We start from the raw sequence: 21,848 nt of genomic DNA, 5'->3' as shown, positions 1-21,848 counted from the left end.
GTGTGACTGAACGTTTGCGGATCGCCGTACTGAGCCGGAACTTTGCCACCACAGGCGGTGGTGCTGAGCGTTATTCCATCGCGGTAGTGGAAGAGTTGGCGGCGCGTCATGAAGTACATGTGTACGCGCAGACGATTGCGCACGAATTTCCCGGCGTCACCTACCATCGCATCCCCATTCCACTGGAGCGGCCACGCTGGATCAACCAGCTGTACTTCGCCTGGAAAACCTGGCGTGCCACGCGCACGGGTTTTGACATCGTGCATTCGCACGAGAACACCTGGCATGGCAATGTGCAGACCGTGCATGTGCTGCCGGTGAAGCACACCTTGTTTGAAGGCAAGCAGGGCGTTGGACGGGCGCTGCGCTGGCTCAAGGTGCTGACGAGTCCGCGGCTGCTGGCCTACCTGTGGCTGGAGCGGCGGCGCTACGCGTCTGCCTGCAAAAAGCGGGTGGTGTGCGCCTCTGCCTCGCTTCGCGAAGTGGTGCAAGAGTCGTTTCCTGCGGCGGCCCCCATGCTGGAGGTCATCACGCCGGGTGTGCAATCGGTGCCGGGCCGCGCATCTGCAGAAGCCCAAGCTGCTGCACGCCAAGCACTGGGTTTGCCGGTCACAGTGCCATTGCTGCTGTTTGTGGGCAATGATTTCGTCAAGAAAGGCCTGCCCACCTTGCTGGAGGCGCTAAAGCAACTGGATGCAGGCACGCATCTGGCCGTGGTTGGCAAAGGCGAAAGCCAGTCCGAGATGCAGCGTTTGGCAGAACGTTTGGGTTTGGGATCACGGGTGCACTTTCTGGGCAGCCTGTCTGATATGGGGCGGGCCTATAGTGCCGCCGACTTGTTGGTGCATCCGACATTGGAAGACGCTTACGGCATGGTGGTGCTGGAGGCCATGGCCTATGGTTTGCAGGTGGTCGTGAGCCAAGCACCCTACGCCGGCATCGCACGGGATTTGTCGGACGAACATAACGCGCTGCTGTTGCAAGACCCGGCGGATCCTCAAGAGCTTGTGACCCGGATACGCCGGGTGCTGGGAGATACAGCATTGGCGGCCAAGCTGTCCGCGGAAGCGGTAGCGTTTGCGGGTGCGCATTCGTGGCAGAAAGCGGCGTCTGATTACGAAGCCTTGTTCCAAGGCATAGCCAGAAAATTCAAGCAGCGCTGGCTGGTGCTGTCTCACGCTTTCAACATGGACGGCCGCGCCGCCAGCCAGACCATCACCGACAAGCTGCCGCATCTAGAGGCAGCAGGTATCGAACTCGTGGTGTTAAGCGGTGTGTCAGGCCACAAGGACACGCACTATGAGCACTACCAGCTGTGGCCCGCAGGCCCGGCAGGCATTCGCTTTGAGCTGCGCCATGTGCTGCGCAAACATCTGGGTTCTGCAGGGGCTTATCGCCTGGTCATGGTGCTGCTGTCCATCCCCTTGTTGCCGTTCATGTTCATAGAAAAGCTGCTACGGCCTGTGGAAAGTTCCTGGTCCTGGTGGCTCAGCGCCTACCTCAAGGGGCGTGCGCTGGCCCAGCACCGCAAGTTCGATCTCATCTATTCCACCGGCGGGGCTTTCGCCGCCCATGTGGCCGGACGCGCCTTGAAACAGGCGCTGGATGTGCGTTGGCTGGCTGAGGTGCACGACCCCCTGGTGATGCCAGGCAGAACGCCCAAGACTGCGCAGGAACGCATGCAGGCTGATGTGGAACGCCAGATTTGTACCGATGCCGATGTAGCCATCTGGTTTACCGAGCAAGCCCTGGCCAGCGCCAAGCGTCGCCATCTGCAACTGGGCGAACGCGGCAAGATGCTGCTGCCGGGCATTGACGCGCCGTTCAAGGTGCTGCCGCCTTACGTACCGGGGCCAAAGATGGTGATAGGGCACTTCGGCTCGCTCTCGGCCACACGCAACCTCACGCCCATCATCTCTGCACTGGAGTCTTTGGTCGCCGACCGCCCTGAGTTGCGTAGCCAGCTGCAGCTGCAGCTTACCGGCGGGCCGCTGGACTCTGTGTCCCAAGCCGCCATCGCCCAGTCGCCCGTACGGGATATGGTGTGCCACCTGGGGCGTATCGAGGCGGATCCGGTGACCGGGCTTTCCGGGCGTGAGCAGATCTTGCGCCGCATGCGAAGCGCCGATGTGCTGCTGCTTCTGCACGGCACCGAGCCTATCTGTGCCGAATACATCCCCTCCAAGCTCTACGAATACCTGTGGATGCAACGACCCATACTGGCAACGGTGCATGGGAATGCGCAAATGGCAGAGTTGCTGCGGCAGCAGGGGCATAGTGCGGTTGAAATCCTGACTGCTGGTGCTCAGGACGCGCTGACTTTGGCCACCAAGCAGTTGGTCGCGCGCTGGGAGAGTAACGGGCTTGCGGACAACGGACTACCCAGTCCCTACACGACGCAGGCAGCAGTCAGTCAGTTGTTGGGCGAGATGGCGGTGGGGGCAACTGCATGAGCATTGCATACCGCTCCGATATCGATGGCCTGCGGGCCATTGCCATCCTGACTGTCGTGGCCTTCCATGCCTTCCCGGAGGTATTTCCCGGCGGGTTCATCGGGGTCGATGTCTTCTTTGTGATTTCGGGCTTTCTGATCACCAGCATCCTGCAGCAGGAGATACAGGCTGGCCGCTGGAGCCTCGCGTCTTTTTACGCACGGCGCATTCTGCGCATCTTCCCCGCCCTCATTCTGGTGCTGCTAGCCTGCTTGATTGCGGGCTGGCATACCTTGCTGGCGCAGGAGTACATGCAGCTGGGCAAGCATCTGGGCCTGGGGGCAGCCTTTCTTTCGAACATCGGTTTGTGGTGGGAGGCAGGGTACTTTGACAAGGCGTCCGAGGCGAAGCCGCTGCTGCATTTGTGGTCACTGGCGATCGAGGAGCAGTTCTACATCTTATGGCCCTTATTGCTGTGGCTGATTCTGCGTAGCCGGCGCGGTGCCGTGCGCATCGTTGCCGCACTGGCCGCTGTCTCTCTGTTGCTGTCGATCTGGTGGGTGTGGAGTGACCGCACGCAAGCTTTCTATTCCCCCGCGAGCCGGGCCTGGGAGTTGCTTGCGGGGGCATGGCTGGCCTTGCAGCCCCAGCGTTTGCAGTCCTTACGACAGGTGGTGCGGGGCATGGCGGTTACTGTGCTGTTGGGCGCGACGGTGCTGCTGAATGCAAAGGTGCCGTTTCCTGGTGTGGTTGCGCTGATGCCCGTGCTGGCTGCGGTGGTGCTGATTGGCGTGCCTGCGACGTCGGATTGGACGGGGCGTCTCCTGAGCCATCCGTCGATGGTGGCCGTGGGCAAGGTAAGCTACCCTTGGTATCTGTGGCATTGGCCTTTGCTTAGCTTTGCCTACATCATCGAAAGTGGCCAGGCGTCTGTGGGCCTTCGGCTGGGGCTCGTTCTGGTGAGTCTGCTGCTGTCTGTACTGACCTACCGACTTTGGGAGGTGCCTCTGCGTAGGTTGCCGCGCCGTCTGGTGATCAGCCTCTTGGTGGTGGCAATGGTTATCCTTGGTCTGCTCGGCAAGAATATTTATGACCGCTATGGTCTGGAGCGTATACGCCACAAGAACCTCATTCATTTAGATCAGGCGTCGAGCCAAGATTTCCTGGATTTCGAGAAGCAGGGACTTATTACCGAGGCGAAGTGTGAAAAGCCCTTCAAATTCCCGGAGCGGGAGGTATGCCTGCGCGCCCATGCGGATAAACCGGTCAGTGCCGTGGTGCTTGGCGACAGCCATGCGGTGCACGCATTTTGGGGACTGGCCAAAGCCTTCGATGCCCAAGGTCTGAACCTGGCCGTGCGCGGCAAAGGTGCCTGTGTTCCGGTGATGGCGGCCACACCAGGCGCTGGAACCTCAGAGTGCGAGCGTCATATGGAAACCACGCTGCGCGATATCGCTGGGGATGCGAATGTGCGTGCGGTGGCGCTGGTGTTTCGAGGGCGCTATCTGACAGCGCAGTCTTCGCCGCAGGAGCGTCAGGACTTTGAGGTCAAACTGGATGCCACGCTGTCGTTGCTGCAATCTGCCGGCAAGCAGGTGTACTATTTTTTACCAGTGGTAGAGCCGGGCTTTGATCCACGCCTGTGCATGGGCGCGCTGCCACTTGGGCGCAAACCACCTTATTCCTGTGTCATTGATAAGACCGCAGACGATGCGAAATCCGAAGCGGTGCGCACCAGTGCCACACGCGTACTAGCACACTGGCCGCAGGTTCGCGTTGTGGACCCAAATACCATGCTGTGCCGTGAGGGGCAGTGCCCCATCCTGCAGGATGGACACAGCGTTTTCAAGGATGAGAATCACTTGTCCCAGGCCGGCTCCATGCGGTTGAGCGAGAGTTTGAACGCCGCCAATCATTGAGAACTACATGATGTTGAATCGATTTCAGGGGCTTTACTTTGCGATGCTTCTGGCCTTTGCCGGTGTGCTGTCCGTGTCGGGCACGATTGCCTTGCGCAATGTCTTGCACCTGGGCTTGTTGCTGCTCCTTCTTTGCTATCTGGGCTTTGCATGGCGCACGGAGCGTGTGCGCATGACCACGCTGGCTGCTGCGGTGCCATTGCCGGTCTGGCTCTGGTGCGCCTATCTCCTGATATTCCCCTTGATTGCCCCGGATCCGGCAGGGGCATGGAGCAACATGATTGGCAAGGGCATGTGGGGCGAGTCCATGCTGACTTGGTTGCTTGCGTGGGGGGCGTTTCTGATACTTGGCACGAAACGCCTGACGCTCTGGGTACTTACATTGGTCAGCGCGGTGCCGGTATTCATTCACCTGGGCCTTACCGTGCTGGCCTGGGCCGGCGTATTTCAGCCCGCGTTTTATGAGGATCCGTCCTTGCAGGCGGCAGGCCAGTCGTTGTGGGCAGTGCTGCGAGATGTTTCCTTGTTGCACAAGCCGTTTCAAGCCTTTCCACTGGGGTTTAGAGGCATAGAGCCCATGCATGGCAATTTGGGTTATCCAGCCTCCCAGGCTATGTGCATAGGCTTGGCTGTGATGTTTGCAGCCTGGCAGCAGGGCAAGCACCGCAGGGCAATCGAGGCAGGGGCCCTTGTAGCGCTGTGTTTTGTGAGCGTGGTGATTGCTCAGTCACGTGCTGCGGCCTACTTTGAACTGTTGATTCTGGCGCTGGCCTGCGTGATCTATGCAGTGTTCGTCCGGGTACGGCGCAAGCCGTTGCGCTTGGGACGGGGTGCGGGTCTCGTGATCGTGGGCGTCGGGGTGCTGTGTCTGGTGTTCTTTTACCAGGTGGTCTCGCACAACCCGGTGTGGTACTCCATGGGGGACAAGGTGGCGATTGGGTTTCAGGTTGAGAAGCCGAAAGACTTGATCTGTGAAGGATTTACCCCTGCGACCTCCGAGTTTGTCCGCCGACAGCATCCCGATAGGGACGCGGCCTACATAGCATCTTTGGTCGAAGGGCTCAACGCGGATGGTGGGCGTGTGCTGTTAGCTCGGGTTGGCGCAGAGTTGAGTGTCAACAATCCTTGGGGATGGAACGGCGGGCGTGATGCTTACCAGTACCGCATAGAGCAGCGATGTGGCCATGTGCCGGCGATGAACTTTTCCCATGCGCACAATGCCTGGATCAATCTGATACTGGCCGTGGGCTGGATCGGGGCCATTCTCTACGCTTGGGTACTTTTGCGGTTCGCTAAGTCGGGCTGGAGCGCGCTGAAGCAAGAGCAAACATGGCCAGCGGGTTTGGCGCTTCTATTGCTGTCCATTTTCTGGCTGTTGCGCGGCATGGTGGATGCCGTCTACCAGGAACACTATCTGGAGATGCAGGCCTTTTTCCTGCTCACGCTGTTTTTGCGGCTGCGTTCAGGCAAACCAGCTTCGGAATAGCGGGTTGTGCTTGACGAGCTGGTAGCGCCACTTTTCCTTGAGTTGGCGCAAGAGCGTGTTCTTGTAGTACGCGCCAGTTCCGCCCCCCACGCCGCTGATGACCGGAGGAGGGCTCATCAGGCAACCTTGCAACTGCTTGTTCAGAAAGATATCCCTGAAGCTCTCTTCCAGGCCATAGCCGTCTTGGGCACGAATGAATTCATGGGCATGCAGAAAGTACTGTTGGTATGTCTGCAGGTCCATCGCATAAAACCGCGTGTCGATATAGGCCAGCGTTGTTGCCTTGCGCGGCGAGAAAGCATGGTCAAACACCCCCTTCATGAGCAAATACCCATTCCATGCTTGCATGCAGGCACTGAAGTTGTCCACCCATAGCTTGGAGGTGCATTTGGCAAAGCAGCTAGCAGACTGGATCAGCGTGGAGTGTTCCATGGCGTGGCGCACGATCTCGCCTTCACCATAGCCCCGACCATGCTGCTGGACCCGCTCCACATTGTTCTGGAAATGCAGGCATTCCACCGGGCCGCCCCCAGGCAGCGTAGCGAGCAAGGGTTGGAAGTCGAAGCCCGATCCATCACAAAGTACTAGTGGGTTGCGAGGGACAATGGCCCGCCACCGTTGTACGGACTCCATTGCCAGTCGAGCCCGCTCCGTGGGATCTTGTAGGCGAACTCCCTTGTCATGGGCCACTACGCTGGAAGTCAGCAGTATGGGGATGTGTTCGGTGCCGGGGGGGCTCATATCTTGCCCAGCTTGCGACGCAATTGCCGGCCGACGCGCGAGAGCAGGCCACCGCCTTCCCTGGGCCAATCCATCTCGCGCTCCCAGGCCGACTGGTAGATCACGCCGCAGTACAGGGTGGACAGTTGCTTCTGAGTGATGCCGCGGCGTGTTTCCTGGTCTAGCTGCCAGGCATAGTGATAGACCTTGAAAAGCGCCTGGCAGGGGTGCAGGGGAATGGCTTGGTAGGCCAGCAGCGATTCCCCATACCAGCGCGACTCAATCGGGGTTTGCGCAATCGCGTCGGCAAAGCTCATTGCGCGCGGCTGCAGGTAGTTGCTGTCCAGCGATTCCCACACCTTGCGGTGCCATACCAGAGGAAACGGGCCGAAGCTGTAGCGACGGCCATGACGTCCGAATGTCTGTTGCATCGATGCGGCTTCTCGCACAAAGTCATCCACGATGCGCGGGCGACCATGTTGCATGGCGCCTTCCAGCAGGTCGTGCGCCTCATCCAGCACTGTGTATGGATAACCGTCTGGAGCCAGAAAATCATCGACAGAAAACGGACGTATGAAGACCGCATCCGAATCCAGACAGACATAGGACTCAGCAAATCCCAAGCGCCAGAACTCCGACTTCACGACCTGCTGTGCCACCGCACCGTGCATGCCTGCGACCAAGTCAAGGTTCAGGCGCGGAGATGCCTGCAGAATGCTCTCATCAGAGATCAATTGGGCAGAGGTGGTGCCTAGGTGCTCGCGAAACAGGGCCAGCTCTGAGTCGGGCACGGATACATAGACGGGAATGCGTGTCCCGTTGAAGCGCTCGATGGATTGCATTAGGCGCACGACGCGCCGCAGGTCGGTGCTATAACTTTTACAGTACAGCGCCAGCGGGTTCATGCACGCTTGTCCTCGTAGGTCGTGGCCACCTTCAGAAAGAACTGCAGGGGAAGTGTAGCCCGCGCCACCATGATGCGGTTGAGCGCATAGGGGTTGTCGCCCGCTTGCGCACGGCCCCGGCGTGTGCTTGTGGCCGTCACGTAGCCTGCGGCGCGCACCATGTCTTCGTGCTCGGGTTTGAACCAGCCGTAGGGGTAGCAAAAATGCCGCACCTCCGCGCCCAACAACCGCTGCAGCTCGTCCTTGGACTGCACGATCTGCTGCCGCGCCGCTTCTTCGGGCAGCTCCTGGAGGTTGGCATGCGTCTGTGTGTGCGAGCCCACGTCCATTCCAGCCTCGTGCCAGGCTATCCAGTCCTGTCGTGTCATCAGCGGTTTTTGCGCCACTTTCCCTGCATCCCAAGCGTTGGTGCCTCCCACCATGCTGCTGACACCATAGCAAGTTGCGGTGAAGCCGTTTGCTTTCAGGGTGGGTAGAGCGTGGACCAGGTTGTTCTGATAGCCATCGTCAAACGTGATGCCCACTACCTTGCCTTGCAGGTCTCCACGCAGATAGGGCTCCAGATCGCGCATGGACAGGCCTTTGTAGCCCATCAGGCGCAGCATGCGCATTTGCCAGGCGAACGAGGAGGGCGCCACGATGAGTCCGCGTAGTGCCGTGCCACGCGGTGGCGGCTCGTCGATCTGGTGGTACATCAGGATGGGGATTTTCATGTCTGCAACCTCTGCAAGCTGGCGTAGTAGCCGTTGCGTTGGATCAGGGAGGCATGGTTGCCAGATTCCACGACGCGTCCTTGATCCAGCACGACAATCAGGTCTGCGCGTTCAATGGTGCTGAGTCGGTGTGCAATGACCAAGGTGGTTCGGTTGCGCATGAGGGTGGACAAGGCATCCTGTACCACGCGCTCTGACTCGGTATCCAGGGCCGAGGTGGCCTCGTCGAGGATGAGCATGGGCGCATCCTTGAGCAGAGCTCGCGCAATCGCAATGCGTTGTCGCTGGCCGCCCGAGAGCGCTGCACCGTTTTCCCCGGTGAGCGTATCCAGTCCTTGTGGCAGCTGGGAGATGAATTCCCAGGCATGGGCAGCAACCGCAGCTTCCTGCACTTTGGTGTCATCAGCACCGCGAGATTGGCCAAAGGCAATATTGGCACGAATGCTGTCATTGAGCAGAACGATGTCCTGGCTGACCAATGCGATGTGCTCGCGCAGGTTGGCCAGCGCCAGTGTGGAGATGTCGACACCATCCACTGTGATGCGGCCAGAGTCTGGCGTGTAAAAGCGCGGAATCAGCGACGCCAGCGTGCTTTTTCCGCCGCCCGACGCCCCTACCAAGGCTATGGTCTGGCCGGGTTGTACCTGCAGGGTGATCTTGTCCAGTGCCAGCTTGTCGCTGCCGGGGTAGCGGAAAGACACGTTTTCAAAGCGGATCTCGCCTTTGCAGTCTGGCAACTTGGCATGGCCTTTGTCGGCTTCTACAGGCGCATCGAGAACCTCAAAGACGCTTTCGCAAGCGGCCAAGCCTCGTTGCAGGATGGGGCTGATGGTGGTCAGCTGCTTGATGGGCGAGATCAACAGCAGCATGGCGGTAATGAAGGAGACAAAACCGCCTGCCGTATCTCCGGCCTGCCCCATGGCACGGCTGAGCGCCATGTAGATGATGAAGGCAATCGCGATGGAGGCCGTCATATGCGTGATGGGTGTCAGGGCCGAGGCCGGTACGGCCTCCTTCATCATGCTGCGGCGAAAGCTTTCGGTGACGGCATGGAATCGCTCTTTTTGCTGCGCCTGACCGCCATATATCTTGATGACTTTGTTGGCCGCAGTAGTCTCTTCCACGGTGTGGGCGACGGCACGCAATGACTCCAGGCTGGCCTTGCTGGCCTTGCGTATGCGGCGACCAAAGCTCTGGATCAAAACAGCAATTACCGGCCCCACAGTCAGCGTAATCAAGGTCAGCTTCCAATCCAAGTAGACCAGATAGGACAGCAGCGCTAAAGCCGTCAGGGATTCACGTACCGCAATGACCAACAGGTTGGTGGAGGCCTGATTGATATTGTCCACGTCGTAGAGCAGGCGGGCAATCCATTGCGAGGCAGGCTTGGTGTGAAATATTTGTGTGGGGGCGCCTACCAGCTTGTCGAACATTGCACGCCGCAGGTCCACCACCAAGCGCGTCGAGACCCAAGTCATGAGGTAATTGGTCACAAAAGACAGCACCCCGCGCGCCAGAAACAGCAGCACGATGCTGGCGGGTATCAGCCACACCATCCGTGCTTCGGTGGTGCGGAAGCCGCTGTCGAGCAGATGCTTCATGATGGCAGGAAACACCGGCTCAGTCGCTGCAGTGCACACCATGCAAAGCACGGCGACAGAGAAGGCCTTCCAGTAGGGGCGGAGAAAGCCCAGCAGCCGCAGATAGAGCGTGCGGTCTGCCTTAGTCATGCGGAGACAAGGATGGCTTGGTCGGGGAGTGCCATGCCTCACCCTTTTGGATCTCCAGAGCCTTTACATAACGGTAGAAAGTGCCCTCGAAGTTACCCACGGCAATCACAAAGCCGGCCCAGCCATCCAGAAAACCCAGCTTAAAAAGGTAGTGTTTCCAGAAGGCCCATTTGGCGTGCAGCAGGGCGGAGCCCATGGTGATGCGCTTGTGCTTGATCTTCTCCGCTCCCAAGGAAGAGTAGCGGTTGGCCTTGTGCATGACCTCAGCCATGTTCTTGAAGGGGAACTGCCAGATCGCCTGCTGCATGTGGCCCAGCGGCTTGTCGGATTCGAGGATGTAGCCCTCGTGCACGGGCTTCTGGTCGTAGCGCATGGCGCCCTTGCGGAATAGCTGAGGCTGCCGATAATTGGGATACCAACCTGAGTGCTTGATCCAGCGCCCCATGAAGAAATTGCGGCGCGGCGTATGGTACGCGTCCAGCGCCCTGGAATTTTCGGTTAACTGCCTGATTTCTTGTGCGGCTTCGGGTGTGCACCGCTCATCCGCATCCAAACTGAAAATCCATTGGTGTGTGCAAGCGGCAATCGCCTGGTTGCGCAGGTCCCCAAAGCCCTTGAATTCGACTTGCACGACACGGGCTCCGAGCTGGGTGGCGAGATCCGCAGTGCCATCCGTGCTCCAGGAGTCCACCACCACGATCTCGTCAGCCCAGCGCACACTTTCTATGGCGGCGCGGACCTTTTCCACTTCGTTGAAGGCAATGATGTAAACAGAAATCTGGGCCATGGGTGATAACATTCGTCGGTGTTGTGAACTTTTTGCGTAGCGCAACGTCTATCGCAAACTCAAGGTGTCTCCACACCGCTCCGCGTGAGCGGCTTAGTCTATTCCAAAATGCTTTCTTCCGACCTGATATCGGTGGTTATCACCACCTATAACCGCAGCGACGCGCTGGTGCTCGTCCTGCGGGGGCTGGCACAGCAAACAGACCGGAACTTTGAGGTCGTCATCGCCGACGACGGATCCTCCGATGTCCATAGGGAGAAGGCGGAGCAGGCATGCCGCGACAGCGGGTTGCAGGTGACCCATGTCTGGCACCCGGATGTGGGTTTTACGGTATCGCAGGTACGCAATCTGGGGGTAGCTGCTGCCAAGGGGACTTATTTGATACTCATGGACGGCGATTGCGTTCCGGAAGTGGACTTTATCGCACGCCATCGCCGGCTCGCGCAGTCAGGCTGCTTTGTCAATGGCAGCCGCGTGCTTTTGAACCCGGCCTTTACCCAGCGCGCGATTGCACAGAATCTGGCGATTGCCGGCCATTCCGTCGCATTCTGGTTGCGTCGGCGCCTAGCGGGTGAAGCCAGTAAATTGATGGGTTTGGTGCGCCTACCTGATTGGCGCAGGCGTTTGCAGTCGCGCTTTGTCTGGAAAGGTATTCGCAGCTGCAATATGGCGGTGTGGCGTTCGGATTACGAAGCTGTCAACGGCTTTGATGAAACCTTCGTCGGCTGGGGGCACGAGGATGCAGACTTCGTACTGCGGCTACACAATGCGGGCTTGATACGCAAGAATGGCTTTTGTTCAACCGAGGTCTACCACTTGTGGCACCCCGAATCCGATCGTGGCCGTGAAGGCGTGAACGCAGAGAAGGTGCGTGAGCGGCAGAAGACAAAGCAAGTACGGGCAACTGTTGGTTACCAAGAAAGTCTTGCAGCCAGCGATACCGTCGTTCGCAGTTGGGGATAATCGGAACACGATGCATAAATTTCTTTTGTCACTGGTTGTTGGTTTTTTCAGCCTGCAGGCCGCGGCCCAATTCCGCGTAGAAGTATCTGGCGTGGGCATGACGCAGCTGCCCATCGCCATACCAGCATTCCGAGGTGAGGATGGTACGCCCCAGAAGTTAGCCGCGATCGTGATGGCCGACTTGGAACGCAGCGGGCAGTTCCGGGGCACAGACAATGTTGCAGGTGCTTGGGATGAGTCCTCTCGCCCGGACGTCGCGCAATGGCGGCAAAAAGGGGCAGATGCATTGGTAGCCGGAAGCGTGACACGGCTGGCAGATGGTCGTTACGATGTTCGCTTCCGGGTCTGGGACACTGTGCGCAACCAGGATTTGGGCGGGCAGAGCCATGCTGTGGCTTTGGGAGATTTGCGACTCGCAGCCCATCGCGTTGCAGACTTCGTGTACGAAAAATTAACCGGCGACAAGGGCATTTTCTCGACCCGCATCGCCTACGTTACCAAGGCGGGCACGTCGTTCAATTTGTGGGTGGCTGACGCCGACGGGGAAAACCCCCAGAGTGCGCTGAATAGCTTTGAGCCCATTATTTCCCCCTCTTGGGCGCCCAACGGCAATCAGCTGGCCTATGTGTCCTTTGAATCACGCAAGCCCGTAGTCTATGTGCACGACGTGGGAACAGGGCGTCGTCGTTTGGTAGCCAATTTCAAAGGGTCCAACAGCGCACCTGCGTGGTCACCAGATGGCCGCACCCTGGCTTTGACCTTGAGCCGCGATGGGGGCTCGCAAATCTATTTGATGGATGCCAACGGTGGCGAGCCCAAACGACTTGCCCAATCTACCGCCATCGATACTGAGCCCGTCTTTACGTCTGACGGAAAGACCATTTACTTTGTCAGTGATCGCGGTGGCTCACCGCAGATTTACCGTATGCCCGTTAGCGGCGGAAACCCGGAGCGTGTGACTTTCAATGGAACCTACAACATCTCGCCCGCGGTTAGCGCAGACGGTAAGTGGTTGGCGTATGTGTCGCGCGTAAACGGTGCGTTCAAGTTGCACATCATGGATTTGGCCACGGGTACTGCAAACGCTATTACGGACACCAGTGCGGACGAGAACCCCAGTTTTTCACCCAACAGTCGTTTGGTGATTTACGCCACCTTGCAACAGGGCCGTGAAGCATTGATGACCACGACCTTGGATGGAAAAATCAAAGCCCGTTTGGCGGGCCAGAATGGCGACATCCGGGAGCCCGATTGGGGCCCCGTGCAGAAGTAAAGAGACTTAACTAGGAGTATGGAATGAAGCGGATTCTTTTGGCAATGTCGGTGGCTTTGGTGTTGAGTGCTTGTGGCTCGGCCGTCAAATTGGACACCCCCACTGTGGAAGACAGGACCGGTACCGCCGTCGGCGAGAACAAGGACAGCACGAAGACGACGGACACAGGCCAGGTTACCGACAAGAACATTGACACCACGAACCTGGAAAAGATGGCGCTCGATAAGCTGCTGGCAACTACACCCACCACGGTGTATTTCGACTACGACAGCTTCGTTATTCGTGCTGAATTCCAATCTGTGATTGAGGCGCACGCCAAGTTCCTCAAGGCCAACAAGGCTCGCAAAGTCATTCTGGAGGGGCATACCGATGAGCGTGGTGGTCGCGAATACAACTTGGCGCTAGGTCAAAAGCGTGCTGAAGCAGTACGCAAGGCGCTGCTGCTGCAAGGTGTGACGGATGGCCAATTGGAAGCTGTGAGCTTTGGCAAGGAAAAACCCGCCGTGCAAGGCAGCAGCGAAGCTGCGATGGAGAAAAACCGTCGCGCTGTGTTCAGCTACCGCTGAGGCAAACCGTGACGTTGACCGTCTGGAACGGAACTCGCAGCGCCGCCTTGTCGGTCATGCTGCTGATGACCTTGGGCACTGCTTCTGCTGGTCTTTTTGATGACGAAGAGGCACGTCGGGCGATTCTGGATTTGCGACAAAAAATAGAGACTCTGCGCCAAGAGTCCGACCAAAAGCTGGCAGAGGAAAACCGCCGAGCCTCCGAAGAGGCCGCGCAGCTTCGCCGCAGTCTCGTCGATTTGCAAAACCAGTTGGAAGCCAGCCGTGCCGAGATGGCAAAAATGCGTGGTCAGGATGAGCAACTCGCCCGTGATGTGGCCGATTTGCAGCGCAAGCAGAAAGATGGTGCTCAGCAGCTGGATGACCGCCTGCGCAAGTTGGAGCCAGTGCGCGTGAGCTACGACGGTCGCGAGTTTGGCGCAGACCCTGCAGAGAAGCGCGATTTCGAGGCTGCTTTGGCCGTCTTCCGTCGTGGCGAATTTGCACCAGCGCAAAGTGCTTTTGTCGACTTCCTCAATCGCTATGGCCAAAGTGGCTATCGTCCTTCCGCTTTGTTCTGGCTGGGCAATGCCCAATACGCCACCAAAGACTACAAAGAGGCGCAGGCAAATTTCCGCATGCTTGTGCAGCAGGCGCCCGACCACATGCGCGTTCCCGAAGCCCTGCTAGCTATTGCCAATTGCCAGTTGGAAATGAAGGACACCAAGGCCGCTCGCAAAACTTTGGAAGAACTGGTGTCTGGCTATCCCGGCACGGAAGCCGCTGCGGCCGGCAAAGACCGCTTGGCACGCTTCAAGTAGCGTTTTGCATGTCAGCTGAGACTTCCGCCGTGGTGCATGGCGCCGATGTGGTACGGCGCTTTTCCGGATTAGACCGGTTGCTGGGTGTTGACCCGGCACAGCGCGTGCGAAACGCCCACCTCATGGTGGTGGGCATTGGTGGGGTGGGGTCCTGGAGCGCTGAGGCACTGGTGCGAAGTGGGGTGGGGCGCATCACCTTGGTGGATATGGACCATATCTCCGAGTCCAACATCAATCGCCAGCTCCACGCCTTGACCGACACTGTGGGCATGGCCAAGATTGAGGCCATGCGGCAGCGCATCGCGCTGATCAATCCTGCATGTGTGGTGACCTGCGTGGACGACTTTGTGGAGCCAGAGACTTGGTTACCCTTGGTGGCATCAGGCATCGACGGTGTGGTGGACGCGTGTGATCAGGTGCGTGCCAAGACGGCCATGGCTGCATGGGCGCGCGGTACAAAAATACCTTTTATTTCGGTGGGAGCTGCGGGGGGTAAACGCTTGGCGCATGCGGTGGATATTGCCGACCTGAGCGAAACAACGCATGACCCTTTGTTGGCGCAACTGCGCTACCGTCTGCGCAAGGAACATGGGGCGCCCAAGAATGGCAAAAAAATACATGTGGCATGCGTCTTTAGCAAAGAAGCTGTGGCGGCTCCTGATGCCTCTTGCGCGGTAGAGTCTGACGGCTCATTGAACTGCCATGGTTACGGCTCGCTGGTCACGGTGACTGCGACCTTTGGCATGTGTGCTGCGGGCTGGATCATCGACAAAATATCGCGCAGGGAGCCGAAGCCATAAAAAAACACGCTATAATTTGAGGCTTAGCGGGATCAAGTAACTGAGTTGCCAGTTCTCGTAGGGACCATAGCTCAGTTGGTAGAGCAGCGGACTTTTAATCCGTTTGTCGTGGGTTCGACCCCCGCTGGTCCCACCAAAGTTATTGACGATTTAAGGGAATTTAGCTCAGCTGGTAGAGCAGCGGACTCTTAATCCGTAGGTCGAGAGTTCGAATCTCTCAGTTCCCACCACTTCATGTGGAATCGAAAAGCCCACTGTTGCAAAACAGTGGGCTTTTTCTTTGCCGGTTAGGCTTGGAAAGGCCGCAGCCTTCCTCACCCCTCTATCTGCGCAGTCAATTCCAGCCACTGTTCTTCCAGTGTTTGCAGTTCGCTGTTCACCGCCTTCAGGCGTTTGCCCGTTTCGGCGATAACGGAAGGGTGAGGATTGGTAGAAAGCTTGGCTTCCAGCTCCGCGCCTTCAGTATTGAGAGTGGCCATGCGTTCTTCCACCTGGACCAATTCCTTCTTCCATTTGCGCAACGCTTCAGGACTGGGGCCTGATTTGACCGGCACAACAGCAGTGGTGACCACCGGTTTGACTGCTTCAGACTTCGCCTCTTCCTTGGCCAATTCACGCTGGCGCTTGGCTTCGTCCAACAAGTATCGCTGGTAGTCGTCCAGATCTCCGTCAAAGGGCTCTACGCCACCGCGAGACACCATCCAGAACTCGTCGCAAACGGAGCGCAGCAGGGCACGGTCGTGGCTCACCAGCATCACGGTGCCTTCAAACTCGTTGAGCGCCATGGCCAGGGCCTCGCGTGTGGCCAGATCCAAGTGGTTGGTGGGTTCGTCCAGCAGCAAAAGGTTGGGGCGTTGCCAGACGATCATGCACAGTACTAAGCGAGCCTTCTCGCCACCGCTCATGCTGCCCACAGCCTGCTTGACCATGTCGCCGCTGAAGTTGAAGGTGCCCAGGAAGCTGCGCAGGTCCTGCTCGCGCGTCTGCTGGCCGGCAATCTTGCCTGCGGCTGTCATCTCGCGCACCAGGCGGATCATGTGCTCCAGCGGCGATTCATCGGGCCGCAGGACGTCGAGCTCCTGCTGCGCGAAGTAGCCAATGTTCAGGCCCTTACCCTCGGTGACGTCACCGCCCAGCGGCGCCAGATCGCGCGCCACGGTTTTCACCAGCGTCGATTTACCTTGGCCGTTGGCACCCAGAATGCCGATGCGCTGGCCCGCCAGCACCGACTTGCTGACGTTGTGCACGATGGTGGTGGGCGGGGTGCCCTTGGGGGCGTCTTCGGGCGGCGGGTAGCCAAAGCTCACGCCTTGCATGGACAGCATGGGGTTGGGCAGGTTGGCGGGTTCCTTGAATTCGAAAGTGAACTCGGCCTCGGCCATCAGCGGCGCAATCTTCTCCATGCGGTCCAGCGCCTTCACACGGCTTTGGGCCTGCTTGGCCTTGCTGGCCTTGGCCTTGAAGCGTGCAATGAACTTCTGCAAGTGGGCGATCTTGTCCTGCTGCTTGGCAAAGGCGTTCTGTTGCAGCTCCATCTGCTCGGCCCGCATGTCTTCGAACTTGCTGTAGTTGCCGCCGTAGCGCACCAGCTTGCCCATGTCGATGTGCAGCGTTACGTTGGTCACCGCGTCCAGAAATTCGCGGTCGTGGCTGATGACGACCATGGTGCCTTCGTATTTCTTGAGCCAGGCCTCCAGCCAGACGAGCGCATCCAAGTCCAAGTGGTTGGTGGGTTCGTCGAGTAGCAGCAGGTCGCTGGGGCACATCAGGGCGCGTGCGAGCTGCAGGCGCATGCGCCAGCCGCCCGAGAAGCTGTTGACCGGCTTGTCCAGCTCGGTGGTCTTGAAGCCCAGGCCCAGGATCAGCGCCTGCGCGCGGGCAGCGGCGTCGTATTCGCCGGCATCGTGCAGTGCCGTGTAGGCGTGGGCCATGCGGTCGTAGTCGTCCGTGGCTTCGGCCGCAGCCACTTCGGCCCGTGCGGCGCCCAGCAGCGTGTCGCCTTCGACCACAAAATCAGTCGCGCCTTGTTCGGTCTCTGGCATGTCCTGGGCCACCTGGCCCATGCGCCAGGCGGCGGGAATGTAGTACTCGCCCGCGTCTTCGTGCAGATTGCCATTGAGCAAGGCGAACAGCGAGGATTTGCCGGCACCGTTGCGCCCCACCAGACCGACTTTTTCGCCGGGGTTGAGGGTAACGGAAGCACTTTCGAGGAGAACCTTGGCGCTGCGGCGCAGGGTGACGTTTTTCAGGGTAATCATTTGAAGGACTCAGTTATCAATTCTTTGAGGCGTTTCAGGCCTGCATCGTGGTGAGGGCTGGTAGACGGGGTATCCGTTCTCCGGCACATCTCGCGGGCGAACACTTTAGGTTCGCAATGGTTATTTCGTTAACGCCGTTGTTGGCTGGTGTGTTCTGTGGCAACCGCGAACAGCGCCTGCGACCGGACACCCCATCCACCATCCCCAGCGAGGCGTTTTATTTCAATGAAGAGACCGGCTACTGTTCGTAGCTGAGGGCTTGGGGTGCGGGGCGCAGTGAGGTCAAGGAGGAGCCCGAAGGGCGGGGGACACGAACGGAGTCCCGTACCCCAAGCCCGCAGCGGGCTCAGAACCAAGGTACAGGCGCTAAAGCAGCAAAGCCTCCTTGGTCACCAACAACACCTGGTCTTCTCCAGCGCTGGTTTCCAGCCAGACCACTTCCAGATCCGGAAAGGCGGTTTCAAAGAAAGCCCGCTCATTGCCAATCTCCAGCACCAGCACCGCATCGTCCGCCATCACTGCAGGCGCCTGCTTCAGCAGCGTACGGATGAAATCCATGCCGTCGCCACTGCCACCAGCCTGGTTGCCGTCCAGCGCAATAAAAGGCTCGGCCAAGTACTCCGCAGGCAGGGCAGCCATGCTCTGCGCGTTCACATACGGCGGGTTGCACAGAATCAGGTCAAACGGACCGGGCACGGCGGCCAGCCCATCGGACGCCACCAACTGCACCCGCGCCTGCAGGCTGTGCTTGTCCACATTGATGCGGGCCACGGCCAGCGCATCGGTGGAAATATCTGCCCCGGTGACTTCCACTTCGGGGTACACCATGGCCGCCAAAATGCCCAAGCTGCCATTGCCTGTGCACAAGTCCAGCACGCGGTGCGTACTTTCCTTCAGCCAGTAATCAATGCTGCCATCCACCAACAGCTCGGCAATCAGCGAGCGCGGCACGATGACGCGCTCGTCCACATAAAAGGGCACGCCCTGCAGCCAGGCCTCGTTCGTCAGGTAGGCCGCAGGCTTGCGGGTGCTGATGCGTGCTCCTAAAAGCGTAGCTGCTCGCGCATATTCTTCGGGGGCTACAGGCCTATTTGACTCTGCATCGTCAGCATCCAACGGTGTATCCAGCGGCAACCCCAGCGCGTGCAACACCAGCCAGGCCGCTTCGTCCCGCGCATTGGTGGTGCCGTGGCCGAAAGAGACTTTCGCGTCCGTGAGCTGCTGGGTGGCCTGGGCCACCAGTTCCGACAGGGTCATGCCTGCGCCTGACGGTTCAGGTTGACCAGCACCTGGCGATAGATGTTCTTCAGCGGCTCAATGTCAGCCACCGCCACAAACTCGTTGATCTTGTGGATGGTCGCGTTGGGTGGGCCCATCTCGATGACTTGGGGGCAGACCTGGGCGATAAAGCGCCCGTCACTGGTGCCACCGGTGGTGGACAGCTGCGTTTCGATACCGGTCTCGGAGCGGATGGCGTCGCGCACTGCGTCCACCAGCGTGCCGGGCGTGGTGAGGAAGGGCAGGCCGCCCACGGTCCAGGCCAGGTCATATTCCAGCTCATGCTTTTCCAGCACGCTGGCCAGCCGCTTCTGCAGCGATTCGGGCGTGGACTCTGTGGAGAAGCGGAAGTTGAAGTCGATCACCACGTGGCCGGGGATCACATTGCTGGCGCCCGTGCCGCCGTGGATGTTGCTGACCTGCCAGGTGGTGGGCGGGAAAAAGTCGTTGCCGCGGTCCCACTCGATGCCCACCAGCTCGGCCAGCGCGGGCGCAGCCAGGTGGATGGGGTTCTTGGCCAGATGCGGGTAGGCAATGTGACCCTGCACGCCCTTGACCGTGAGCTTGCCGCTCATGGTGCCGCGCCGGCCGTTCTTGATCATGTCGCCCGTGCGTTCCACGGAGGTGGGCTCGCCCACGATGCAGTAGTCCAGCACCTCGCCACGCGCCTTCAGCGTGTTGCAGACGACCACGGTACCGTCGTTGGCGGGGCCTTCCTCGTCGCTGGTCAGCAGCAGGGCGATGTTGAGCTGCGGGTCGGGGTGGGCAGCCAGAAACTCTTCGATGGCCACCACAAACGCGGCCAGCGAGGTTTTCATGTCGCTGGCGCCACGGGCAAACAGCTTGCCGTCACGGTAGGTGGGCACAAAGGGGGCGCTGTCCCACTGCTCCAGCGGGCCGGTGGGCACCACGTCGGTATGGCCGGCAAACACCAGCGTCTTGGCTGCTATGGATTTGCTAGCTGCTGGCGCACTGTTTGCGGGGGCTGCAGGCCGTTTTGCCCATAGATTGGTGACGCGGAAGTCGGCCGGGCCGCTCTCAATAATTTCGCAAACAAACCCCAGTGCGGCCAGGCGTTGGGCAATCAGGGTTTGGCAACCGCCGTCGCTGGGCGTGACCGACGCCATGGAAAGCAGCTGCTCGGTGAGCTGCAAGGTTGTTGTCATCAGTGCTTCACATCCAGGGTAATTTCGGTGAATGAGGCTTCTTCTTCCTCTTCCACCGCAGCGGCCGGTTTGGCGGCCTTGCTGAAATCGTTTTGCAGGCGCCACAACAGGTTGGTGGGGGAGTCTGCGTGGGACAGGCCCTCTTTGCGCTCGACCATGCCTTCCACAATCAGGCGGGCAATGTCGTGCTCAAAGGTCTGCGAGCCCTCGGCCATGGACTTCTCCATGGCTTCCTTCACACCCGAGAAGTCGCCTTTTTCAATCAGTTCGGCAATCAGCTTGGTGTTCAGCAGCACCTCCGCCGCCGGCGTGCGCATGCCCGCTACCGTGCGCAGCAGGCGCTGCGACACCACGGCGCGCAGGGCCGCGGACAGGTCACCCAGCATGGTTTGACGCACTTCCACGGGGTAGAAGCTCAAGATGCGGTTCAGTGCCTGGTAGCTATTGTTGGCGTGCATGGTGGCCAGGCACAGGTGGCCCGACTGCGCATAGGCTATGGCGGCCGACATGGTTTCGCGGTCACGGATTTCACCAATCAGGATCACATCCGGCGCCTGGCGCAGAGCGTTCTTCAACGCGACTTGCAAGTTTTGTGTATCGGTACCGATTTCGCGCTGGTTGACGATAGATTTCTTGTTCTTGAACAAAAACTCCACCGGATCTTCGATGGTCAGGATGTGACCGGACACGCTCTCGTTGCGGTAGTCCATCATGGACGCCAGCGTGGTGCTCTTGCCGGCACCGGTGGCTCCCACCATGAGCAGCAGGCCACGCTTCTCCATGATCAGGTCGCCCAGAATCGGGGGCAACTGCAGGTTAGCCAGAGAAGGAATGTCCACTGCGATATAGCGGATCACCGCGGCGATGGACCCTCGTTGGCGCATGGCGCTGACCCGGAAACGACCCACGCCCGCCATGGGAAAGCCCACGTTGAGCTCACCCTCGGCCTCCAGCTGCGCCATCTGGTCGGGTGAGAGCACCTCGGCCAGCAGGTTCTTGGGCGCATCCGCCGGCAGCACCTGACTGTTGATGGGTACGCACTGGCCATTGATCTTGATCAGCGCAGGCGCGTGCGCGGACAAGTACACATCCGACGCCTTCTTGTCGCTCATCAGACGAAGAATGCGCTCCATCGTTCCCGACGGTTGGGGCGTGGTGGCCATGGCGTACCTCTCGGAACAGGTCTAGGGATCTTTAGTCGCGCAGCAGGTCGTTGAGCGACGTCTTGGAACGCGTCTGGGCGTCCACACGCTTGACGATGATGGCGGCATACAGGCTGTACTTGCCATCATTCTTGGGCAGGCTGCCGCTGATGACCACGGAGCCAGACGGAATGCGGCCGTAGCTCACGGTGTCGGTGGCACGGTCGTAAATCGGGGTGCTCTGGCCGATGTACACGCCCATGGAGATCACCGAGTTTTCTTCCACGATCACACCTTCGACCACTTCGGAGCGCGCGCCGATGAAGCAGTTGTCTTCAATGATGGTGGGGCCGGCCTGCATGGGTTCCAGCACGCCGCCAATGCCCACGCCACCCGACAGGTGCACTTGCTTGCCGATCTGCGCGCAGGAGCCCACGGTGGCCCAGGTGTCAACCATGGTGCCTTCGTCCACGTAGGAGCCGATGTTGCAGTAGGACGGCATGAGGATCACGCCCTTGCCCTGGAAGCTGCCACGGCGCGCCACGGCGGGAGGCACCACGCGCACGCCGCTGGCCTTGAGGTCCGCTTCGGACATGCCGGAGAACTTGGTGCCCACCTTGTCGTAGAAGCCCAGGTCGCCGGATTGCACGATGGCGTTGTCCTTCAGGCGGAAGCTCAACAACACGGCCTTCTTGACCCACTGGTGGGTGGTCCACTGGCCCACGGCTTCACGCGTGGCCACGCGCAGACGACCGGCGTCCAGTTCATTCAGCACATGCTCTACGGCATCACGCACTTCTGCAGATGCAGAGGCGACGGAGATGTTGGCGCGGTCTTCCCACGCGGCTTCGATAACGGTTTGCAGTTGTTGGCTCATAGGGCTCTTCAGAAGGGAAAAGGGGTTGAAAGA

Annotated in this window: 19 protein-coding genes and 2 tRNA genes; 11 read left to right on the top strand and 10 right to left on the bottom strand. The window is 59.5% G+C overall.

Features of this window, described 5'->3' with window-relative positions; all coding sequences use genetic code 11:
• Window positions 1-2: 2 nt before the first annotated feature.
• The 3 genes from AC07OE_RS03850 (at window position 3) to AC07OE_RS03840 (ending at window position 5,837) form a co-directional block, all read left to right on the top strand.
• A complete protein-coding gene (locus tag AC07OE_RS03850; RefSeq protein ID WP_495069251.1) occupies window positions 3-2,453 on the top strand; it encodes a glycosyltransferase family 4 protein in 2,451 nt (816 codons plus the stop codon).
• On the top strand, window positions 2,450-4,351 hold the full coding sequence (locus AC07OE_RS03845; protein ID WP_495069250.1) for an acyltransferase family protein: 1,902 nt from the start codon (window positions 2,450-2,452) through the stop codon (window positions 4,349-4,351). Before AC07OE_RS03850 ends, AC07OE_RS03845 begins: the two co-directional genes overlap by 4 nt.
• Window positions 4,352-4,424: 73 nt before the next feature.
• The gene (locus tag AC07OE_RS03840; protein ID WP_495069249.1) at window positions 4,425-5,837 is read left to right on the top strand and encodes an O-antigen ligase family protein; all 1,413 of its coding nucleotides are present in this window, start codon (window positions 4,425-4,427) and stop codon (window positions 5,835-5,837) included.
• On the opposite strand, the gene AC07OE_RS03835 is transcribed toward AC07OE_RS03840, so the two are convergent.
• The 5 genes from AC07OE_RS03835 to AC07OE_RS03815 form a co-directional block, all read right to left on the bottom strand.
• Entirely contained in the window at window positions 5,814-6,386 is a 573-nt protein-coding gene (locus AC07OE_RS03835) for a hypothetical protein (protein WP_495069248.1), read from the bottom strand. The genes AC07OE_RS03840 and AC07OE_RS03835 overlap by 24 nt on opposite strands.
• Before the next feature lie 188 nt (window positions 6,387-6,574).
• The gene (locus tag AC07OE_RS03830; protein WP_495069247.1) at window positions 6,575-7,462 is read right to left on the bottom strand and encodes a DUF6492 family protein; all 888 of its coding nucleotides are present in this window, start codon (window positions 7,460-7,462) and stop codon (window positions 6,575-6,577) included.
• Window positions 7,459-8,175, bottom strand: coding sequence for a polysaccharide deacetylase family protein (locus tag AC07OE_RS03825; protein ID WP_495069246.1), 717 nt, complete (start codon window positions 8,173-8,175; stop codon window positions 7,459-7,461). Before AC07OE_RS03825 ends, AC07OE_RS03830 begins: the two co-directional genes overlap by 4 nt.
• Complete coding sequence (gene msbA / locus AC07OE_RS03820) at window positions 8,172-9,905, bottom strand: lipid A export permease/ATP-binding protein MsbA (RefSeq protein WP_495069245.1); 1,734 nt, start codon at window positions 9,903-9,905, stop codon at window positions 8,172-8,174. The genes AC07OE_RS03825 and msbA overlap by 4 nt, the downstream gene beginning before the upstream one ends.
• Window positions 9,898-10,692: a glycosyltransferase family 2 protein gene (locus tag AC07OE_RS03815; RefSeq protein ID WP_495069244.1), complete on the bottom strand. Its 795-nt coding sequence runs from the start codon at window positions 10,690-10,692 to the stop codon at window positions 9,898-9,900. Before AC07OE_RS03815 ends, msbA begins: the two co-directional genes overlap by 8 nt.
• A gap of 84 nt (window positions 10,693-10,776) precedes the next feature.
• Here AC07OE_RS03815 and AC07OE_RS03810 point away from each other — a divergent pair, with 84 nt between their 5' ends.
• From AC07OE_RS03810 to AC07OE_RS03780, 7 genes are all read left to right on the top strand, one after another.
• Complete coding sequence (locus AC07OE_RS03810; RefSeq protein ID WP_495069243.1) at window positions 10,777-11,655, top strand: glycosyltransferase family 2 protein; 879 nt, start codon at window positions 10,777-10,779, stop codon at window positions 11,653-11,655.
• A 10-nt stretch (window positions 11,656-11,665) separates the two neighbouring features.
• Window positions 11,666-12,928: a Tol-Pal system beta propeller repeat protein TolB gene (tolB, locus tag AC07OE_RS03805; RefSeq protein ID WP_495069242.1), complete on the top strand. Its 1,263-nt coding sequence runs from the start codon at window positions 11,666-11,668 to the stop codon at window positions 12,926-12,928.
• Between the two features lie 23 nt (window positions 12,929-12,951).
• Window positions 12,952-13,494: a peptidoglycan-associated lipoprotein Pal gene (pal, locus tag AC07OE_RS03800; protein ID WP_495069241.1), complete on the top strand. Its 543-nt coding sequence runs from the start codon at window positions 12,952-12,954 to the stop codon at window positions 13,492-13,494.
• Between the two features lie 56 nt (window positions 13,495-13,550).
• The gene (ybgF, locus tag AC07OE_RS03795) at window positions 13,551-14,294 is read left to right on the top strand and encodes a tol-pal system protein YbgF (RefSeq protein ID WP_495069599.1); all 744 of its coding nucleotides are present in this window, start codon (window positions 13,551-13,553) and stop codon (window positions 14,292-14,294) included.
• Window positions 14,295-14,302: 8 nt separating this feature from the next.
• On the top strand, window positions 14,303-15,094 hold the full coding sequence (locus tag AC07OE_RS03790; protein ID WP_495069240.1) for a tRNA threonylcarbamoyladenosine dehydratase: 792 nt from the start codon (window positions 14,303-14,305) through the stop codon (window positions 15,092-15,094).
• A 60-nt stretch (window positions 15,095-15,154) separates the two neighbouring features.
• Window positions 15,155-15,230: transfer RNA gene (locus AC07OE_RS03785), tRNA-Lys, on the top strand.
• 18 nt (window positions 15,231-15,248) lie between these two features.
• Window positions 15,249-15,324: transfer RNA gene (locus AC07OE_RS03780), tRNA-Lys, on the top strand.
• Between the two features lie 84 nt (window positions 15,325-15,408).
• On the opposite strand, the gene AC07OE_RS03775 is transcribed toward AC07OE_RS03780, so the two are convergent.
• A complete protein-coding gene (locus AC07OE_RS03775) occupies window positions 15,409-17,352 on the bottom strand; it encodes an ABC-F family ATP-binding cassette domain-containing protein (protein ID WP_495069239.1) in 1,944 nt (647 codons plus the stop codon).
• Window positions 17,353-17,468: 116 nt separating this feature from the next.
• Between AC07OE_RS03775 and AC07OE_RS03770 the strand changes: the two genes are divergently transcribed.
• Complete coding sequence (locus AC07OE_RS03770; RefSeq protein ID WP_495069238.1) at window positions 17,469-17,603, top strand: hypothetical protein; 135 nt, start codon at window positions 17,469-17,471, stop codon at window positions 17,601-17,603.
• Window positions 17,604-17,718: 115 nt separating this feature from the next.
• Here AC07OE_RS03770 and prmB read toward each other — a convergent pair whose 3' ends face one another.
• The 4 genes from prmB to dapD are packed head-to-tail and all read right to left on the bottom strand — an operon-like array spanning window position 17,719 to window position 21,815.
• A complete protein-coding gene (gene prmB / locus AC07OE_RS03765; protein ID WP_495069237.1) occupies window positions 17,719-18,609 on the bottom strand; it encodes a 50S ribosomal protein L3 N(5)-glutamine methyltransferase in 891 nt (296 codons plus the stop codon).
• Window positions 18,606-19,796 (bottom strand): succinyl-diaminopimelate desuccinylase, encoded by a 1,191-nt coding sequence (gene dapE, locus AC07OE_RS03760; protein ID WP_495069236.1) that lies wholly within the window; start codon window positions 19,794-19,796, stop codon window positions 18,606-18,608. Before dapE ends, prmB begins: the two co-directional genes overlap by 4 nt.
• Window positions 19,796-20,959, bottom strand: coding sequence for a PilT/PilU family type 4a pilus ATPase (locus AC07OE_RS03755; RefSeq protein WP_495069235.1), 1,164 nt, complete (start codon window positions 20,957-20,959; stop codon window positions 19,796-19,798). The genes dapE and AC07OE_RS03755 overlap by 1 nt, the downstream gene beginning before the upstream one ends.
• A 31-nt stretch (window positions 20,960-20,990) precedes the next feature.
• Window positions 20,991-21,815 (bottom strand): 2,3,4,5-tetrahydropyridine-2,6-dicarboxylate N-succinyltransferase, encoded by an 825-nt coding sequence (gene dapD, locus AC07OE_RS03750; RefSeq protein WP_495069234.1) that lies wholly within the window; start codon window positions 21,813-21,815, stop codon window positions 20,991-20,993.
• Window positions 21,816-21,848 lie beyond the last annotated feature (33 nt).

It is taken from the genome of Rhodoferax sp. GW821-FHT09E07 (assembly GCF_059416145.1).
Note: the sequence above shows the minus strand (reverse complement) of the source record. Positions and strands in the feature narration are given on the sequence as shown.

What these genes read in the sequence shown, in the direction of transcription:
- AC07OE_RS03845 (WP_495069250.1), top strand. Translation starts at nt 2,450, where the DNA reads ATGAGCATTGCATACCGCTCCGATATCGATGGCCTGCGGGCCATTGCC.
- AC07OE_RS03830 (WP_495069247.1), bottom strand. Translation starts at nt 7,462, where the DNA reads ATGAACCCGCTGGCGCTGTACTGTAAAAGTTATAGCACCGACCTGCGG.
- AC07OE_RS03825 (WP_495069246.1), bottom strand. Translation starts at nt 8,175, where the DNA reads ATGAAAATCCCCATCCTGATGTACCACCAGATCGACGAGCCGCCACCG.
- msbA (WP_495069245.1), bottom strand. Translation starts at nt 9,905, where the DNA reads ATGACTAAGGCAGACCGCACGCTCTATCTGCGGCTGCTGGGCTTTCTC.
- AC07OE_RS03815 (WP_495069244.1), bottom strand. Translation starts at nt 10,692, where the DNA reads ATGGCCCAGATTTCTGTTTACATCATTGCCTTCAACGAAGTGGAAAAG.
- tolB (WP_495069242.1), top strand. Translation starts at nt 11,666, where the DNA reads ATGCATAAATTTCTTTTGTCACTGGTTGTTGGTTTTTTCAGCCTGCAG.
- pal (WP_495069241.1), top strand. Translation starts at nt 12,952, where the DNA reads ATGAAGCGGATTCTTTTGGCAATGTCGGTGGCTTTGGTGTTGAGTGCT.
- ybgF (WP_495069599.1), top strand. Translation starts at nt 13,551, where the DNA reads ATGCTGCTGATGACCTTGGGCACTGCTTCTGCTGGTCTTTTTGATGAC.
- AC07OE_RS03790 (WP_495069240.1), top strand. Translation starts at nt 14,303, where the DNA reads ATGTCAGCTGAGACTTCCGCCGTGGTGCATGGCGCCGATGTGGTACGG.
- AC07OE_RS03775 (WP_495069239.1), bottom strand. Translation starts at nt 17,352, where the DNA reads ATGATTACCCTGAAAAACGTCACCCTGCGCCGCAGCGCCAAGGTTCTC.
- AC07OE_RS03770 (WP_495069238.1), top strand. Translation starts at nt 17,469, where the DNA reads ATGGTTATTTCGTTAACGCCGTTGTTGGCTGGTGTGTTCTGTGGCAAC.
- prmB (WP_495069237.1), bottom strand. Translation starts at nt 18,609, where the DNA reads ATGACCCTGTCGGAACTGGTGGCCCAGGCCACCCAGCAGCTCACGGAC.
- dapE (WP_495069236.1), bottom strand. Translation starts at nt 19,796, where the DNA reads ATGACAACAACCTTGCAGCTCACCGAGCAGCTGCTTTCCATGGCGTCG.
- AC07OE_RS03755 (WP_495069235.1), bottom strand. Translation starts at nt 20,959, where the DNA reads ATGGCCACCACGCCCCAACCGTCGGGAACGATGGAGCGCATTCTTCGT.
- dapD (WP_495069234.1), bottom strand. Translation starts at nt 21,815, where the DNA reads ATGAGCCAACAACTGCAAACCGTTATCGAAGCCGCGTGGGAAGACCGC.